16 protein-coding genes are annotated in these 15,792 nt (G+C 48.2%); 3 read left to right on the forward strand and 13 right to left on the reverse strand.

Features of this window, described 5'->3' with window-relative positions; translation table 11 throughout:
- Positions 1-214: 214 nt before the first annotated feature.
- The gene (locus BUB81_RS04700) at positions 215-1,639 is read right to left on the reverse strand and encodes a sigma-54 dependent transcriptional regulator (protein WP_073319103.1); all 1,425 of its coding nucleotides are present in this window, start codon (positions 1,637-1,639) and stop codon (positions 215-217) included.
- A gap of 264 nt (positions 1,640-1,903) precedes the next feature.
- Entirely contained in the window at positions 1,904-2,704 is an 801-nt protein-coding gene (locus BUB81_RS04705; protein ID WP_073319106.1) for a flagellin N-terminal helical domain-containing protein, read from the reverse strand.
- 273 nt (positions 2,705-2,977) lie between these two features.
- Between BUB81_RS04705 and BUB81_RS04710 the strand changes: the two genes are divergently transcribed.
- The 3 genes from BUB81_RS04710 to BUB81_RS04720 are packed head-to-tail and all read left to right on the forward strand — an operon-like array spanning position 2,978 to position 6,218.
- Positions 2,978-4,033 carry a zinc-binding dehydrogenase gene (locus BUB81_RS04710; protein WP_217653450.1) on the forward strand — a complete coding sequence of 352 codons (1,056 nt, stop codon included), beginning with the start codon at positions 2,978-2,980 and terminating at the stop codon, positions 4,031-4,033.
- The gene (locus BUB81_RS04715) at positions 4,026-5,504 is read left to right on the forward strand and encodes a PfkB family carbohydrate kinase (protein WP_073319112.1); all 1,479 of its coding nucleotides are present in this window, start codon (positions 4,026-4,028) and stop codon (positions 5,502-5,504) included. The genes BUB81_RS04710 and BUB81_RS04715 overlap by 8 nt, the downstream gene beginning before the upstream one ends.
- A 3-nt stretch (positions 5,505-5,507) precedes the next feature.
- Positions 5,508-6,218 (forward strand): nucleotidyltransferase family protein, encoded by a 711-nt coding sequence (locus tag BUB81_RS04720; protein WP_073319118.1) that lies wholly within the window; start codon positions 5,508-5,510, stop codon positions 6,216-6,218.
- Here BUB81_RS04720 and BUB81_RS04725 read toward each other — a convergent pair.
- Genes BUB81_RS04725 through BUB81_RS04775 form a run of 11 tightly spaced genes read right to left on the reverse strand, consistent with a single transcriptional unit; the run spans position 6,215 to position 15,790 of the window.
- Positions 6,215-7,006, reverse strand: a complete 792-nt coding sequence (locus BUB81_RS04725; RefSeq protein WP_073319121.1) for an SDR family NAD(P)-dependent oxidoreductase — start codon at positions 7,004-7,006, stop codon at positions 6,215-6,217. The genes BUB81_RS04720 and BUB81_RS04725 overlap by 4 nt on opposite strands.
- Before the next feature lie 4 nt (positions 7,007-7,010).
- On the reverse strand, positions 7,011-7,799 hold the full coding sequence (locus BUB81_RS04730) for an SDR family NAD(P)-dependent oxidoreductase (protein WP_073319124.1): 789 nt from the start codon (positions 7,797-7,799) through the stop codon (positions 7,011-7,013).
- A 2-nt stretch (positions 7,800-7,801) separates the two neighbouring features.
- Positions 7,802-8,644 carry a hypothetical protein gene (locus BUB81_RS04735; protein ID WP_073319127.1) on the reverse strand — a complete coding sequence of 281 codons (843 nt, stop codon included), beginning with the start codon at positions 8,642-8,644 and terminating at the stop codon, positions 7,802-7,804.
- Positions 8,638-9,489 (reverse strand): FkbM family methyltransferase, encoded by an 852-nt coding sequence (locus BUB81_RS04740; RefSeq protein WP_084526225.1) that lies wholly within the window; start codon positions 9,487-9,489, stop codon positions 8,638-8,640. Before BUB81_RS04740 ends, BUB81_RS04735 begins: the two co-directional genes overlap by 7 nt.
- Positions 9,486-10,643, reverse strand: a complete 1,158-nt coding sequence (locus tag BUB81_RS04745) for a class I SAM-dependent methyltransferase (RefSeq protein WP_073319129.1) — start codon at positions 10,641-10,643, stop codon at positions 9,486-9,488. The genes BUB81_RS04740 and BUB81_RS04745 overlap by 4 nt, the downstream gene beginning before the upstream one ends.
- On the reverse strand, positions 10,630-11,559 hold the full coding sequence (locus BUB81_RS04750) for a transketolase family protein (protein WP_073319130.1): 930 nt from the start codon (positions 11,557-11,559) through the stop codon (positions 10,630-10,632). The genes BUB81_RS04745 and BUB81_RS04750 overlap by 14 nt, the downstream gene beginning before the upstream one ends.
- Positions 11,556-12,326 (reverse strand): transketolase, encoded by a 771-nt coding sequence (locus BUB81_RS04755; RefSeq protein WP_073319132.1) that lies wholly within the window; start codon positions 12,324-12,326, stop codon positions 11,556-11,558. Before BUB81_RS04755 ends, BUB81_RS04750 begins: the two co-directional genes overlap by 4 nt.
- Before the next feature lie 3 nt (positions 12,327-12,329).
- Entirely contained in the window at positions 12,330-13,109 is a 780-nt protein-coding gene (locus BUB81_RS04760) for an SDR family NAD(P)-dependent oxidoreductase (protein ID WP_073319134.1), read from the reverse strand.
- A 5-nt stretch (positions 13,110-13,114) separates the two neighbouring features.
- Entirely contained in the window at positions 13,115-14,191 is a 1,077-nt protein-coding gene (locus BUB81_RS04765; protein ID WP_217653451.1) for an alpha-ketoacid dehydrogenase subunit beta, read from the reverse strand.
- Positions 14,181-15,140: a thiamine pyrophosphate-dependent dehydrogenase E1 component subunit alpha gene (locus tag BUB81_RS04770; RefSeq protein WP_073319136.1), complete on the reverse strand. Its 960-nt coding sequence runs from the start codon at positions 15,138-15,140 to the stop codon at positions 14,181-14,183. The genes BUB81_RS04765 and BUB81_RS04770 overlap by 11 nt, the downstream gene beginning before the upstream one ends.
- On the reverse strand, positions 15,137-15,790 hold the full coding sequence (locus tag BUB81_RS04775) for a class I SAM-dependent methyltransferase (RefSeq protein WP_073319138.1): 654 nt from the start codon (positions 15,788-15,790) through the stop codon (positions 15,137-15,139). The genes BUB81_RS04770 and BUB81_RS04775 overlap by 4 nt, the downstream gene beginning before the upstream one ends.
- Positions 15,791-15,792 lie beyond the last annotated feature (2 nt).

Consider the following 15,792-nt stretch of genomic DNA (forward strand, 5'->3'; position numbering starts at 1 on the left):
AGACACTGATTAACTTACCCAATGATTTAGCATTTGCCGTGCCAGAAATTACACTTTTAATTTCATATAGTTACAGCGATTTTGATAATTTAGTTTTACGTCAATTAACTGACGGCGAGGTTAATTAGCAATTGACGGAGGGATGAACATTTGAAAAAAGTGGTGTTCAGAATAAGGTTAAGACGCTTGTAGCGTTAGTATTGAGAGGCAAACACTATCGCTGAATATCGTATTTACGCATCTTTTCAACCAGCGTAGTCCGGCGCATACCCAGTTTATCGGCGGCCCTTGCAACCACCCATTCCTGCTGCTCCAGCGCCTGTTGAATCAAATTGATCTCAAGCTCTGAAAGGTACTCTTTCAGGTTTACGCCTTCATCAGGCAAGAAGCCATTGATGGCAGGTTCCGCTTCAACATCGTCCTGTGCGGCGCTTTCGGCAAACAATTCATTGAAAGCTTCGCGCTCAAGCACTTCTTCAGGGTAGTCCGGCTCGAAAGGTTCAACGTCGCCATACTGGTATTTTGCAGGTAGTTCCTGCACGTCGACAATTTGGCCCGGATACAGAATCATCAAACGTTCGACCAGGTTAGACAACTCCCGCACGTTACCCGACCAGGTATGTTCCATTAACGAGCTGATAGCGCGTTCGGTAAACTTAACCGGCTCAACGCCCTCGCCATGAATACGTGTAATCAGTTCCTGTAACAACAACGGAATATCTTCACGGCGCTCGCGCAATGCAGGGCTGTCGATTGGGAATACGTTCAAACGATAATACAAGTCTTCGCGGAATTTATCGTCGGCGATCATTTTTTCTAAATCGCGGTGCGTTGCGGCAATGATTCTGACGTTACACTGCATGGGCTTGTGGCCGCCTACGCGTTCAAACGTGCGTTCTTGTAATACGCGAAGCAACTTAACCTGCATTTGCAGTGGCATATCGCCAATTTCGTCGAGGAATAATGTGCCGCCTTCGGCGAGTTCAAAACGGCCTTTACGGGCACTGATAGCACCAGTAAATGCGCCTTTCTCGTGGCCAAACAATTCACTTTCCAGCAGTTCACCGGGTATTGCTCCGCAGTTTACCGGAATAAACGGCCCGTCTTTGCGCTCAGACAAAAAGTGGACATTACGCGCGACTACTTCTTTACCGGTACCCGACTCGCCTAGGATAAGCACGGTCGCGTCTGTTGGCGCTACCTGCTCCACCAAGCGGCGAACCAATTGAATTTGTTCACTCTTACCGACCAGACTGCGGAACAGTCGGGTTTTCATAGGCACCGCACTATTGCGGACCGGATGGCTGCGAATGTATTCCTGACAACGGTGTATAGCCTGCGTGAGCACCGGATAAGTAATGGGCAGACTGACATGCCCCACCAAATTGCCAACCGTTGGCGTTGGTTGGTCGTCAACGTTAATCGCAACAAAGGGGTGCATAGGGAAAGTTTTAACCAGGGCTAACGCCTGTTCACCTGACGCGATATCCAATAGTACGCCGGTTGGCGACAGCTCGGTTAATTGCTCAGACGCTTCGGATACCGAGAAGGAACGACAAGATTCACCCAAAAAGGTCAGAATTGTATGTAAATTCTGAACCAGAGCATTGTTGTCGCTGACCAGCAGGATATCCTTCATTCGTTCCCCGAAACGCTTTTGTTATTATTACTAGTTTATACCAATCCTCACAAATGTGTGCAGTCGCGCAGTAAAGTTCTTGCCGATACCGCCTGCTCTGCTATGCAAAAACAAATTTGAATAACGATGCACTGTTGAAAAAGCGTGAGAATTGCAAACTGTGCACAGCAATTGTAGCGGTAACGCAGTGAATCGCAACGAAAAACCGGTTCTTCAGATACAAAAAAGGCAGGAAACCCTGCCTTTGATTAATTTTGCGACAATTTAGCCGTTCAACAGACTCAGTACCTGACCTTGTTGTTGGTTGGCCTGCGCTTGTACCGTTAATGACGCTTGCCCTAATACATCGTTTGCGGCTTGTTGAGACACAGCCTGGGCATAATCGGTATCCTGAATACGGCTACGTGCCGCGGCGGTATTCACGTCAGACTGTGTTAAGTTTCGCGCCGTGCTGGCTAATTGATTCTGCACTGCGCCCAAATCGCCCCGGGCACTACCAACAACTTCTACTGCCGCATCAGCCGCTGCAAGGACATCCTCACTGGACTGGCTGGTAACATCAATATTCAGCACACCGTTTAACTCGCTGGCGATGTCACGCGTGTTCACACTGATTTGCTGACCAGCCTGAGCACCCACCTGAAAATTAATCTCGCTGTCAGACGACAATAATGGCTTACCGGCGAAACTCGTTTGATCGATGGTTTGGGTAATGTTTTCCTGCAGTTGGGTGATCTCAGACTGGATAGCCTGTTTGTCCGCAGCACTTAAAATGCCGCTACCGGCTTGCACCGACAGCTCCCGAATGCGGTTAACGTCATTATTGATGCCTTCCAGACCGCCTTCGGCGACCTGAGCAAGTGATATACCGTCGTATACGTTATTAATCGCCTGGCGGTTGCCTTCTACTTGCGAAGTCAGACGATCGATAATCTGCTGCGCAGCCGCACCATCAGCAGCGCTGTTGATTTTTTTGCCTGAAGCCAGTTTTTCAAACAGCGAGTCCTGCTTTTTTTGAACTTGCTGGAGCAACGAGCTTCCGGAATCCGAATTGAAGTTGATCATCATCCTCTCCTCTACCTCTATCAAATATAACAAAACATCGACGAAAAAGTAAGCAATCCAGGATTATTCAGTTATCCATTTTAATAACTATGTATAATCCCTCGCCATGCATAGCGTCAATATTCTAACGTCGGACACTGGAATGATTTTTGAATACTAATTTTGAATAGTATTATAGATTGTGCATGCATTACCTCCGTAGGCCAGAAAACTCACCGGTTAAGGCAAACGGAAAACAGGCCGATAACCTAATTATCGTCGACAAAAAGTATCATGATGACTATTACAGCCGCAGTGCTTACTGAATGTGGTAAGCCATTGGAAATCATTGAAAATATAGCGATCCCTGAACTGGGTCGTGGTCAGGTGCTGGTGAAGATTCACTATACGGGAGTTTGCCACTCTCAGCTAATGGAGGCGACCGGAGCGCGTGGCGAGGACCGCTACCTGCCTCACATGCTGGGGCACGAGGCAACGGCTACCGTGGTTGATATAGGACCAGACGTGTCCACTGTTTTGCCTGGCGACAAAGTCGTGCTGGGCTGGTTGAAAGGAACGGGTATTGACGCCGGTGGTTGTGTTTATGAATCCCCCATTGGCAAAATCAATGCAGGCCCGGTGACAACATTCAGTAATTACAGCGTGGTGTCCGAAAACCGCTGCTATTCGTTACCTCCGCAAATAGGACTGCAGGAAGGCGTACTGTTTGGCTGTGCGCTGCCTACCGGGATGGGGATGGTGCAAAACCAGTTGTCGCTGTCATCAGAGCACAGTGTAGGAATAATGGGACTGGGCGGAATAGGTATGTCTGCACTCATCGCAGCGGTAAATTGTGGTGCACGACTCATCGTAGCCATTGATACGAACGATGACAAACTCGCACTCGCCAGGCATATTGGAGCGCACATTACGCTGAACCCAACGTCCGAATCACTGGCAGAATCAATTCAACAAGCCAATCAGGGTGAATTGCTCGATTTTATTGTAGAAGCTGCCGGCAGTTGCCGTACCATCGAATCTGCCTTTTCATTGATTCATCGCCAACACGGTAAATGTGTCTTTGCTTCACACCCCAAACACGGCGACAAAATTCACTTAGACCCGTTTGAGCTTATTTGCGGAAAAACCATTGAAGGTTCCTGGGGAGGCGGCGCTAACCCATTGACCTTATTGAATCAGGCCGCAAATAATAAACAATCATTAGCGCCTCTGCGCCATTTGTTGTCTGACGCATATCCGCTGTCACAGATAAACCAGGCCCTGGAAGATCTCGCCAATCAAAAGGTAGTCAGAGCCATCATTAAACTGGATGGTAACGAAGATGAATGATAAACATGCCTCGCTCCAACACATCCTGACTGAGAAACAGGCAGGGAAATCTGTCTGTTTTGTGTCGGGCAACTTTAACATCATCCATCCCGGGCATTTGCGTTTTCTGCTATTTGCAGCAGAGCAGGCAGATATGCTGGTAGTCGGACTGTATGACAGACATGAATCCCTAAGCGCTTGTTTCGACAATGAAGAACGGTTACTCGCATTAAAGGCGCTGACGTGTGTCGATGAGGTATTAGTGGTCAACGGCGATCGTTTGGATGTCATTGCCCAGATTCAACCTGACGTTATTGTGAAAGGGAAAGAATTCTCCAAAGCAGACAACCCGGAGAAAGCCATTGTTGAAACCTATGGCGGGCGCTTAATTTTCAGTTCCGGCGAAAAATTGTTTTCCAGCCGAGAACTACTGCAGCAACAGTTACGTCAAAATTCACAGTTGTCGCAACAGCTGCAGCGATATCACGAACGCTATGACGTTGCTCAGGATACGCTGTCTCATTTTCTGGAAAAGTTTGGCAATCTGAATGTCGCAGTGCTCGGCGATATTATTGTCGATGAGTATCAGGAATGTCTGGCAATTGGTATGTCTCAGGAAGATCCCACTATTGCCGTTAGTCCGTTAGAGTCTTTTCGGTATTTAGGCGGAGCAGGTATCGTTGCGGGACATGCCGCAAGTTTAGGCGCAAACGTGACCTTTTTTAGTGTCTGTGGACGCGATGAACACGGCGAATTTGCCCAGCAAAAACTCAATGAATACGGCATCGAGGCCGTCCTTAAATACGACGCTTCCCGCCCCACCACACACAAACTGCGCTATCGTGCCAAGGATAAGACGCTTCTGCGAGTTAACAGTTACCGCAGACACGATATTGACGCCCCACTGATCAATGAATTTGTTCAGGCATTTGAAGCGAATGCGGCGCATTATGACATCGTACTGTTTGCCGACTTTAACTTTGGCTTGCTGTGTCCCGCGCTGGTCAATCGAATCAGTGACATATGCCGGGCGAAGAACATCCCCATTGTGGCTGATAGTCAAACCTCTTCACAGGTCGGTGACTTAGGTAAATTTAGAGATTTACTGCTGACAACGCCAACTGAGGTGGAAGCGCGTCAAACCATGCAGGATGACAGCAACGGTCTGATTGAGGTGTCCAAAGACCTGGTAGAAAAGCTAAACGCACAAAACCTCATGGTGACACTGGGAGGCGAAGGTGTACTCATTCGCCATATGAACGAGGACGGTTTACTGGAAACCGATAACCTGCCTGCATTTGCAGACTCAGCCATTGATACCGCAGGCGCCGGTGATGCTATGTTTGTTACCTGTGCTTTGATGTTGGCCAGTGGTGCCAGTATCTGGCAAGCCGCCTTTGTTGGTAGTGTAAGCTCCTCCATTCAGGTAAGCGTGAGAGGTAACGTGCCTATCGCTAAACAAGCGATCTATCGCAAACTGGGAGAACTCTGATCCATGCAGGCAGTTTTGCTGGCCGCAGGACTTGGCACCCGACTACGGCCGATTACCAACTCGCAGCCTAAATGCATGGTGCCCATCAACGGACAACCGCTACTGGATATCTGGTTGAAGCAGCTTACCCATTCTACATCAATCTCCGACATTTTTGTTAACACGCATTACTTTTCAGATGCAGTAGCAGTCTTTCTCAACGACAAATGGGCTGCCTTCCCGCAGGTGAAAAACTGGTATGAGCCTGAACTACTGGGAACTGCCGGCACTTTGAAACACAATGCTTCACAACTACTCAATGAGGATGTTGTGGTGATCCACGCCGATAACCTGTCGGTCTTCGACCTGGATGCTTTTATTCAGGCACATCAGCAACGCCCTGATGGCTGTGAAATGACCATGATGGTATTTGAAACCGATACGCCGTCGTCTTGCGGCATTGTCGAATTACAGGGAAAAACTGTGGTAGCCATGCATGAAAAGGTGGCTAATCCGCCAGGTAATCTGGCTAATGGTGCGGTTTACATCATGAGCCAAAAGGTGTTGCATTGGATTGTAGAGCATGACGCAGAGGATATCAGTACGCAGGTCATTCCAGCCATGCTGGGCAAAATCCAGGCCTGGACCAATCACACATACCATCGGGATATTGGCACACCGGAGAGTTATACGCGGGGGCAACAGGAATATAAAGCAATAGTCAGACATGACTAAATTTGCCTGCGCTTGCCTCCATCAATGGTAAAGTCGGAACCCGTGATATAAGCCGCACCCGGCGATGCCAGATAACTTACCAATCCAGCGACGTCTTCTGCTGTACCCAGCCGTTTCAAAGGAATATTAGTACCCGCCTGTTGCCTTGCATTCGCTAGTTTTTGTTGTAAATCGTCATCGCCCAATGAGTGACGCATATGTTCTCGCCAGCCCTCGGTTTCGATGATGCCCGGTGAGACTGAATTGACGGTTACACCTTGACTGGCAGCGATCTGAGCAAAGTGTTTGGTGAAATTATTCTGTGCCGCTTTGGCTGCAGAGTAATGCGGGTTGTAATGACCAGGCTCGTTAGCGGTAATGCTGGATATATTAATAATTCTGCCGTCTTTGTTTATACGTGGCAGCAAAACTCTGCAAAGCCGTACTACTGAAAATACATTAACCTCAAACGTTCTATACCAGTCTTCGTCTGTCAATTCACTGAAAGGCGCACTGGTTTCAACGCCTCCGGCATTGTTTACCAGCACCTGTAAAGTGCCGTTATATTGGCTTAGCCATTCCACGATCAGATCGGCAGAATCCGGATTGTATAGATCCGCGGACAAAGCAAATACATTGGTATTGGTTAACGCCTTAACTTCAGACTGACTTTGCTGCAATTTATCTTTATTACGAGCAACCATTAATACATCAAAGCCTTGTTGAGCTAACGTTATGGCGCATGCCTTACCGATACCTGCACTTGCGCCGGTAACAATAGCTAAAAGATTGCCGGATATTGCCACCATCGCGTCAGCCCTTCAATTCAAAGTCGTTCAACTGGCACCACCCATCCCTAAGGTTAAGACCGCCATCAACACTGAGTGTCTGACCGGTAATAAATGCAGCATTCGACGATGCCAAAAATAACACGGCGTCAGTGACGTTTTGCTCAGAGCCCACACGATTAAGCGGATGTGCCTTACAGGCCTTTTCACGATATGCGGTGTTTTCTTCTGAGTTAAACCTGTCGCTGTGCGCATCTGCCACAATAAAGCCCGGCGCGACGGCATTCACTCTAACACCTTTTTTACCACCGTATACCGCCAGGTAACGGGTCATGGATTCAAGCCCGGCTTTTGCCAGATGGTAACTCACACTCTCTCCTGACACATAGCTGGCACACACCGATGAAATATTGACTATCGCTGTTTGCAGGTTCGTTTGAGAAGGAGACTGCATAGTTATGAAATGTTGTGAAAGTAATAACGGAGCCCGCAAGGCTATGTTTATACCCGCATCAAACGACGCCGCACTCTCTGCAAGAGGCGCATCGCCCCGGGGCCCACGGGCAGTATTAATCAGAATATCAACACCCCTCTTCACCTCTTCATGTTTAAAGAGATTATCTATTGAAGTGACGTCAGCAAAATCACAGGGAATGTATAGCGCATCGCTTAACACATCTTCGGGCGCAGCCTTGTCGACAATAATCACCTTTGCACCCGCAGCCAGGAGACGCTGGGCAATTTGCGCCCCTACTCCGTTGCTGCCACCAGTTACCATCGCAGATTTGTGTTTAAACGCCTCTGTGTTGAACATGATTAACCCTTATCTTTCATTGCCTGCAGCATGTTACTGGTTTCAGTCACGATATTATCAACCGTGTCGTGGGCGATACACATTTTTTGTCCCTCAATCGCAAACGGAAACTGATTGTTCTGATTGAGCTCTCTCGCCATGATATCTGTATGATGACCGATGTGTTTCCACACTCGATAAGGTTTAGCGCCCAGTATTGCCGCTGCGCAAAACGCACTGGACATGCCAATAAAAGCGTCGGCCTCACACACTACGGAAAAGTAGTCACCAATACTGCCTTGGTATTTCTCAACACAATCCAATGACGCAATAGCAGTCGGAATGTCGTCGTCACCAACAATAACAAATTTGACGCTGCCATACTGCTTGCTGAGCATGACAAAAGCACTCAGCCACGCATCGTGATCGGCATTGCTTTGAATGTCATTCGGATTGTTTTTTAAGTGCACTGCCACCACTGTTTTATCGTTATTTTTGGATAAACAGTCGGATGTATTCGCGCAGGGTTGCACTCGATTGCTCTGGGCATACAAACGGCCAATCCATTGCATACTTCCCGTTCTACTGGTCGTTGACGGGTCCAATTGGTCGTGAATGAGTGACGGAATTTCTAACGTAGAAAAATCGTTTACCACGATACGATGCTTCGAAAATCGCTGACAGACGTCAATCAACCCCTGATGTTGTGGCAGAACATTTAAAAAATGTATCGTACCAGCACTTTTCTCAGCGCAATTTAACTCATGAATGAAGATAAACAGGCTGCCCAGCCTGGTATCCAGCTGTTCAAAATCCCAACAGCCAACAATACGCTCGTTGGTTTCCCACTTTCCTGTCGTTACCATACAGTAGTCTTGTTGGCGGACAGGAATAAACTGCCCTCTCTATGACTTACCGGCATGTCTTTAAGACTCGCGACCTTTTCCCAACCGGTTTTCTGACTAAACATACTAAGCCCTATTGATTGGGCATGCTCAAAGATTCGCTTCGCGTTATCGTCACTCCCCACTTCCAGCATTACGTCTGTATGTTGCCAGTCTTCGGCGTCAGTTGCACAAATAGCATCGGCTTCAGCGCCTTCAATGTCCATTTTTATAAAGTCGAATTCTGTCATTAAGGGAGCAAAGGCAAGACACGATACGGTAAACTCTTCGGTGTCACCATACACATCTTGCTTTTTGCCTTTGATATGACTACCAGTGCGGTTGCCCATCAGCCGTGTGAACACTAATTCAGCGTTTTCTGCACCAACAGCATTTTCCTTTACGGAGAGGGACGTTACCTGATTCAGTGCCATGTGTTGCTGAATCTTCTCAACATGAATAGGATCCGGCTCAAACGCAGTAACCTGCCAACCAATTTTTGACATCAACGTGCTGTGCAAACCTATATTTGCGCCCATATCAGCAACGTTTTTATAGCTTTCTTTATGACGCAAATAAAACGCAAACAGGATAAGTTCATCAAGACCAAATAATTTTAGCGAGTCGATATTGCCCATCGAATAATAAGGTAGTACCAGCGTGCCAAATGGACCAAAATCACACCCTTCCGGCTCGGTCCTGGCGAAGGCACTTGATGCAATATAGTCTGCACACACCTCATTTGTGAACTTATACAGTGGGGATTGATGACAATGAAACGCTGAAGTTTCAGAGAGCATTCCAAACAAATCTTTAAAATTAATCACAGCGAAAATCCTTCAAAAACGTTGGCTTGAAAGCGACGTTGTATAACCGACTGCAATAACGGTATGTTCTCATAGGACGTCACCAGCATGGCCGCCGTCTCCGGTATAGTTTGATCTGCAGGCAAGGACACCTGCACATTCGGTATGTTCTTATAGGTGAGTCCCGCTTTTTCCGCATCGTCATCAAGGATCACGTGAATTTCCTTAGATGCATCACCAATATGATAAAAAATCACAGGTAGCAGCAGGCTTGCCCCATAACCAAATACGATGTCTTGTTCTGTTATCCAATTGGCAATTGCATGATTGCGCTGCAAGAATGCACGCTTCGTTTCCTCAAAGCGTTGGACGCGATCAGTTTGCTGCGGTGTAGGTGCAGGGTTAGATTGAGTGTGCGACTCACTCTGTTTAAACACTACCATAAGTGCCCCTCCGCAAGTTGGGACGCTGCTTGGCTGCATCGCAACAATCTCACCGCCACACTGGTGTATTAAATGTTGCAGGCTATCGACGTGAAAGTAATGCAAATGCTGATGAAAGAATGCATCGAATCTCAACGCCCCTATCTGCCGGTCAAAACACGGCACTTCCAATGCGAAATACGTGGTTTCCGTGCAACTTTCAAATAGCTGTGAGATAAAGCCTTTAGGATCGACCATATGTTCAAGCACGTGAGAAAACACCACTAAGTCGGCATTCAATTCAGCTAAATTTATATGCTCTGCAAACGCTTTTACGAACGTGACGTCATTTTTCACTTCACTTTTTTGAATACTGGGATCAACGACATATCGCTTTGAACAGTCGAAGGTACTGACCAATGATTCGTCATTACCACCTATATCAATAACCACGTCAGGTAAGGCTGGAAGAAACTCACAAACGAAATCATGAAAACACGCGAATCGCTTTGGGGTTGCGCCTGAATTGGCGGTTTTGTAATGGTAGTCGTCCTGATTGTAGAGCACGGCAGGATCCAACTGACACTTCAGTTGAACATGCTCACAATGAGGGCACATCACCAACTGTTGATCATAATGTCTGAATGTCGGGTCGTACTTACCATACGTTTCCGACAGAGGCAGCTGTGGCAGATCCCATAACAATGTCAGATCCGCGTTATCACAGAGCGTGCAACGCTCAATCCACTTCATGATGCACCAGTGATTTCACGGCTTGTTCAATATTGGATGCAGACAATCCGCTGCGCTCACACAAGTCGTCGTAGCTGCCATAGCCGTGAATAAAGTGATCTATAGCCAGCTGTTTGCTCTGCATTTTACCGCGGCCATTCCATGCCCGTAATACAGCATTATAGACACCATCTTGTGCCGACAATTCTTCAACTACCACTACGCGGCCCGTTTTGGCAACGCTGTTGACTATTGCGTCACTGTCGAAAGGTTTGACCGAATGCACGTACAGTACTTCAGCATCAATATTCTCTTTTGCTAATGCCTCGGCTGCAGCTAACGCATTTTTGAGTTGTGGACCCAATGCGACTATGGTGGCCTCACTCCCGGTTCGGGCACAAATGATTTTGCCCGGCTGAATGTCTTTCCGGTCGAATTCCACACCGTGCGGGTTTTCTGTTAAACGAAAATAGTTGATGGCCGATGCGCGATATTCAGCGCTGAACAAGACGTCAAACTCTTCTGCAGAGCCTGGGCAAAATACCTGACTTCCCGGTAAATGCGACATAAGAGATACGTCCGTGTAGCAATGATGGCTGCAACCCAGCTGCGCGTAATCAAACGCGCCACCGACAGAAATAAAGTTACCCGCCAGATGTTGATAACCGAAATCGAGTTTCAGTTGCTCAAAAGAACGTTCAATCAAAAAAGGAGCGATGGTGTGTGTAACCGGTGTTAGCCCTTGTTTCGAAAAGCCTGCCGCAACGGATACCATGGACGGTTCTAAGATACCGATATTGAAGAACCTACCAGGGCATGCTTTAGCGAAAGGCTGAAGGATCCCATGACTGATATCCCCTACCATAACAACCAGAGAGTCATCCTGCTGGCCCAGTCTCAGCATAGTATCTGCAAATTGTTCACGTAAGCCTTTCATGACAGCACTTCCATTAATTCTTTGTATTCAGCGTCATTTGGAATACGGTGATGCCAAGGCCCATGCCCTTCCGTCAGGCTGGCGCCAAAACCTTTAATATTTTGCGCCACCAATGCCAGCGGTTTGCCCACTTTACCCACTTTAGCAAACGCATTTTCAATGTCTGCAGCATCATGACCGTTAAACACATGCACGTCCCAGCCAAATGCTGCCCATTTGGCGGGTAAATCATCTACCGGACACAATTGTGCACCAGACTGGTTCCAATCCACTACCACAGTCAGGTTATCCAGTTTTTGGTTTGCCGCAATATGAGCCGATTCCCAAATAGTGCCCTCGTGACACTCACCATCACCCACCAGGGTGATCACACGCCCTGGTAACGACTTGATCTTATTTGCAATGGCAATGCCGACCGAAAATGGAAATCCGTGACCTAAAGAGCCAGTTGACGCTTCTACGAATGGGACTGTCGTGCGATCGGGATGCCCACCAAGAATACCGTCTTTTAAGGAATAGTTCGCAAGGTCATCAGCAGATAGCAGGTTATACTTTTCCAGCACGACATACAGGCCGGCACAGCCATGACCTTTCGATAAAATAAACTGATCTCGTTGTTCCCAATTTGGGTTTGATGCGTCATATCGCAACACATGACCATAGATGTGTTCGATCACATCAACGATCGAAAAAGAGCTGGGAATATGGCCTTCTTTAGCCCGGGTAACGATTTCGACAATTCTTCGTCTTAGCGATTTATTCAACATAAGCTAGCCTTCAAAGAATACTCGTCCCTGGCCACCATCCAGTAAAACGGATGAGCCCACTGCAAACGAGGCATGTTCAGATACTAAAAAGGTCACGAAATTACTGATTTCTTCTGGCGTGCCAAAGCGTTTAATGGCCATGCGCTCAGAGAGGTATTTTTCAACATGCTCAGGACGCTCTGATAATGTCTTGTCCCAATATCCACCTTCGGTGAACACTGCGCCTGGTAAGACTGCGGTCATAATGACGTTGTCAGGCGACACATACCGGCCAACACTCCGAACATAAGCATTGAGCGCGGCTTTGGCTGCGCAATACATGGGCGTGCCCTGATTCTCCAGCGAAGCAATGGACGAAACATGACAAATCCGCCCCCACTTTCTGGCTTGCATTTCAGGCATAAAAGCATTGTTGATTTCGATGGCGTTGAACAAATTAAATTCCATCACGTCGCGCCAGCTATCTGTAGGGCTGAGTGGGTCTGGCATATCAAGGTTACCGCCGACATTATTAATAATGATGTCAGGCGACAGGGCTTTTTCCTGCAGTTCCCTGATTAACGCCAGTGTCCCCTCTTTATTTTTCAAATCTGCCTGGATGGCATATTGCTCGGTACCATACTGTTTGGCAGCGGAGTCTGCCAGTGTCGTAAGCGTATCGATATTTCTGGCCACCCACACGACGCTTGCCCCTTCAGCGCAAAGCGCCTCTGCGATAGCCTGTCCCAGCCCGCCTGATGCGCCGGTTACCAGTGCAAGTTTGTTACTAATATTTAAATTCATGGTGTTTAAAAAGGTCCTTTAAACCAGTCGCCCGGCACATCGTGAGGCCGGATTGGCTCATCGCTCTGCTCTTTACCATCAGGTAATGCCACGCGAGCAGGCACGGTATTTAATACGCTGTTAACAATGTTATCGGCGGTTGGATAAAAATGCTTAGTCAATGCAACACTGGTTGGCTCCGGGTAATCCGGATAGCCCATGCGTTGTGGTGCCTGCTTCAGGTTGGAAAAGCAATTTTCAGTGACCCGACTAACGACTTCCGATGCAACAGAAAAGGACGTGTGCGCGCTATCGCACACCAGTAAGCGACCGGTATTGTTTACCGACTCATACACAGGCTGCCAGTGAGACGGCGACAATTCACAGGTTTCCAGCACATCGACGCCTATGCCTAGTTGCGCCAAATGCCTGGCAGCTCGAAGTGCTTCGAGCACCATGTAACTATTTGCCACAATCGTAAAATCATTACCAGCGTGATGCTTTCTTACTGGTTGTGAAGGTACGTCAAGCGATACCAGTTGCGATTGTTCACATTGCTGTTGATGTAACCAGCGATGCTCGATAAAAATCACCGGACTGTCATCCATAATGGCAGAATACAGCTGATTAGCCACCGCATCCGTTGTACTGGGAACGATCACTTTCAAGCCCGGGATATGCGCAAACCACGACTGTAAATTCTGTGCGTGGGTGGGTCCCTGACCCCAGCCGCGTCCAATTATCAGCCTGATAGTCAAAGGGACTTTCATCTGTCCGTTGAACATGTAATGCCATTTTGCGGCGTTGTTGACCAACTGATCCATGGCCAGTAAAAAGAAATCCAGGCGTTGATGTGTCATTAACACCCTGCTGCCAGCTAACGCAGCACCAACAGCAATACCGGTCATGCCATTTTCGGCGGTCGGCATATCAAATGCCCGCTGTTCACCGAAGGCTTCGCCCAACCCGGAAGTTGTGCCAAAAATCCCTTTTGGATCAGTCAGACCTAATCCAAAAGCCAGCATTCCCGGATCGGCCTTCATGGCTTCATGCTGAGCGCGATTGACCTGCTCGGCGAAGGTCGTCATTGCCTTAGTCTGCATAAACATACTGCCCGTTATTAGCTGGATCGGGAAACGGTGCAGCCAATGCGCTATCGAACGCATTATCAATCTCGCGTTGTATTTGGCTTTCCACGTCGTCAAAGTCTGCATGAGAAACCCCTTGCGCAGACAATGCATCAGCCAACGCTTTAACGGGATCCTTTGCTAACCATTGTTCTACCTCCTCCTCGGGACGGTAACCTAAATCATCATCGAAGTTGGGGCCACAATGTTCGCGGTGCCGGTAGGTATGACATTCGATTAGTGCAGGGCCGTTTCCGGCGCGAATGCTGTCAATTAACTGTGCACTCACGGACGCCACTTGCTCGACATCATTGCCGTCGACATCAACGGCGTTCAGCCCGATTGCTTTTGCTAATTGAACGATAGAGCGGCCCTCAGGTTGTCTGACCGACATTGGGCTATACACGGAGTAGCGGTTGTTTTCACACACAAACAGCACTGGCAGTTTCCGCAATGCTGCGAAATTTGCGGACTCGTAAAACGCGCCTTCTTCGGTAGCCCCTTCACCAAAGTAGCTCACCGACATTTCATTCAGGCACTGCACCTGCTGATGCAACGCATTTCCAACAGCCAGAGGAATACTGTTGCCCACGATTGCGGTGCTGGCCACAAAGCCAGCGGCTAAGTCACTCAGGTGCATAGAGCCACCACGGCCACCCGTGCACCCCGTTTCCTTGCCATACAATTCAGCAATAAGTCGCTCCAGTGACCCACCTTTAGCGAGGTAATGCGCGTGAGCCCGATGAGAACTGTACACTTTGTCGGCAGTCGTCAGGTTAGCGGATATCCCCACAGCAACGGCTTCTTGTCCTATCGACAAATGGGTAGGACAACGCATTTGTTGTTCACCGTATCTGGCCGCAATCGCCTCTTCGATTCGCCGAATACGCAATACCTGCTGATAGTGCTTGAATAATGCACTCATGGGATAAACCAGAAGTAATCGCCGGTGTAGCCGACTTCGTTAAAAAAGGCTTTCCACTCATCAACGTGCATAATCGTTTTAGCGGTGAGGTTCCACTCGTACATACGCGCTTCTTCTTCAGCATTGCGATATGCATCAACGGTAATGAAGGCGTTGCCACGCGATACGCGCATAATTTCCTGCAGGGCCTTCCCACACGCCTCTCTTTCGAGGTTGTGCACGGTATTGACACTCATCACCAAATCAAAGCTGTCGTCGTCGAAAGGTAAGTCGGTTGCACAACCTACCTGCATGTTGGCCGCCACTTCGGGTTTTGCATTGGCGATAGCGTAGTCGGATATATCAATCCCTTTACCAGTGATACCAGGAATAATTTGTTCCAGATCGTACAGAAAGAATCCTTTGGCACAGCCTACGTCCAGTACAGCACTTTCAGCACTAAGGCCATATTGAGCCTGCAGATCAGGGATAACCGGTTGCCAAAACCGGGCATTGTAGCTAAATCCACCATAACCATACTGGCGATCGCCATCGAAAAATTCAGCACCAAACTGGCGGGCAATGGCACGAACTTCTGGTGTTTTTTCTTCGCTTCGGGCCTGCGTGTTGCGCTTGGTTTTTGGATAATTTCTTAGCAGGTCGATTTCCATGT

It is taken from the genome of Marisediminitalea aggregata (assembly GCF_900129565.1).
GTDB lineage: Bacteria > Pseudomonadota > Gammaproteobacteria > Enterobacterales > Alteromonadaceae > Alteromonas > Alteromonas aggregata.

Coding starts and splice junctions, on each gene's coding strand:
- BUB81_RS04700 (WP_073319103.1), bottom strand. CDS start 1,639: ATGAAGGATATCCTGCTGGTCAGCGACAACAATGCTCTGGTTCAGAAT.
- BUB81_RS04705 (WP_073319106.1), bottom strand. CDS start 2,704: ATGATCAACTTCAATTCGGATTCCGGAAGCTCGTTGCTCCAGCAAGTT.
- BUB81_RS04710 (WP_217653450.1), top strand. CDS start 2,978: ATGATGACTATTACAGCCGCAGTGCTTACTGAATGTGGTAAGCCATTG.
- BUB81_RS04715 (WP_073319112.1), top strand. CDS start 4,026: ATGAATGATAAACATGCCTCGCTCCAACACATCCTGACTGAGAAACAG.
- BUB81_RS04720 (WP_073319118.1), top strand. CDS start 5,508: ATGCAGGCAGTTTTGCTGGCCGCAGGACTTGGCACCCGACTACGGCCG.
- BUB81_RS04725 (WP_073319121.1), bottom strand. CDS start 7,006: ATGGTGGCAATATCCGGCAATCTTTTAGCTATTGTTACCGGCGCAAGT.
- BUB81_RS04730 (WP_073319124.1), bottom strand. CDS start 7,799: ATGTTCAACACAGAGGCGTTTAAACACAAATCTGCGATGGTAACTGGT.
- BUB81_RS04735 (WP_073319127.1), bottom strand. CDS start 8,644: ATGGTAACGACAGGAAAGTGGGAAACCAACGAGCGTATTGTTGGCTGT.
- BUB81_RS04745 (WP_073319129.1), bottom strand. CDS start 10,643: ATGAAGTGGATTGAGCGTTGCACGCTCTGTGATAACGCGGATCTGACA.
- BUB81_RS04750 (WP_073319130.1), bottom strand. CDS start 11,559: ATGAAAGGCTTACGTGAACAATTTGCAGATACTATGCTGAGACTGGGC.
- BUB81_RS04755 (WP_073319132.1), bottom strand. CDS start 12,326: ATGTTGAATAAATCGCTAAGACGAAGAATTGTCGAAATCGTTACCCGG.
- BUB81_RS04760 (WP_073319134.1), bottom strand. CDS start 13,109: ATGAATTTAAATATTAGTAACAAACTTGCACTGGTAACCGGCGCATCA.
- BUB81_RS04765 (WP_217653451.1), bottom strand. CDS start 14,191: ATGCAGACTAAGGCAATGACGACCTTCGCCGAGCAGGTCAATCGCGCT.
- BUB81_RS04770 (WP_073319136.1), bottom strand. CDS start 15,140: ATGAGTGCATTATTCAAGCACTATCAGCAGGTATTGCGTATTCGGCGA.
- BUB81_RS04775 (WP_073319138.1), bottom strand. CDS start 15,790: ATGGAAATCGACCTGCTAAGAAATTATCCAAAAACCAAGCGCAACACG.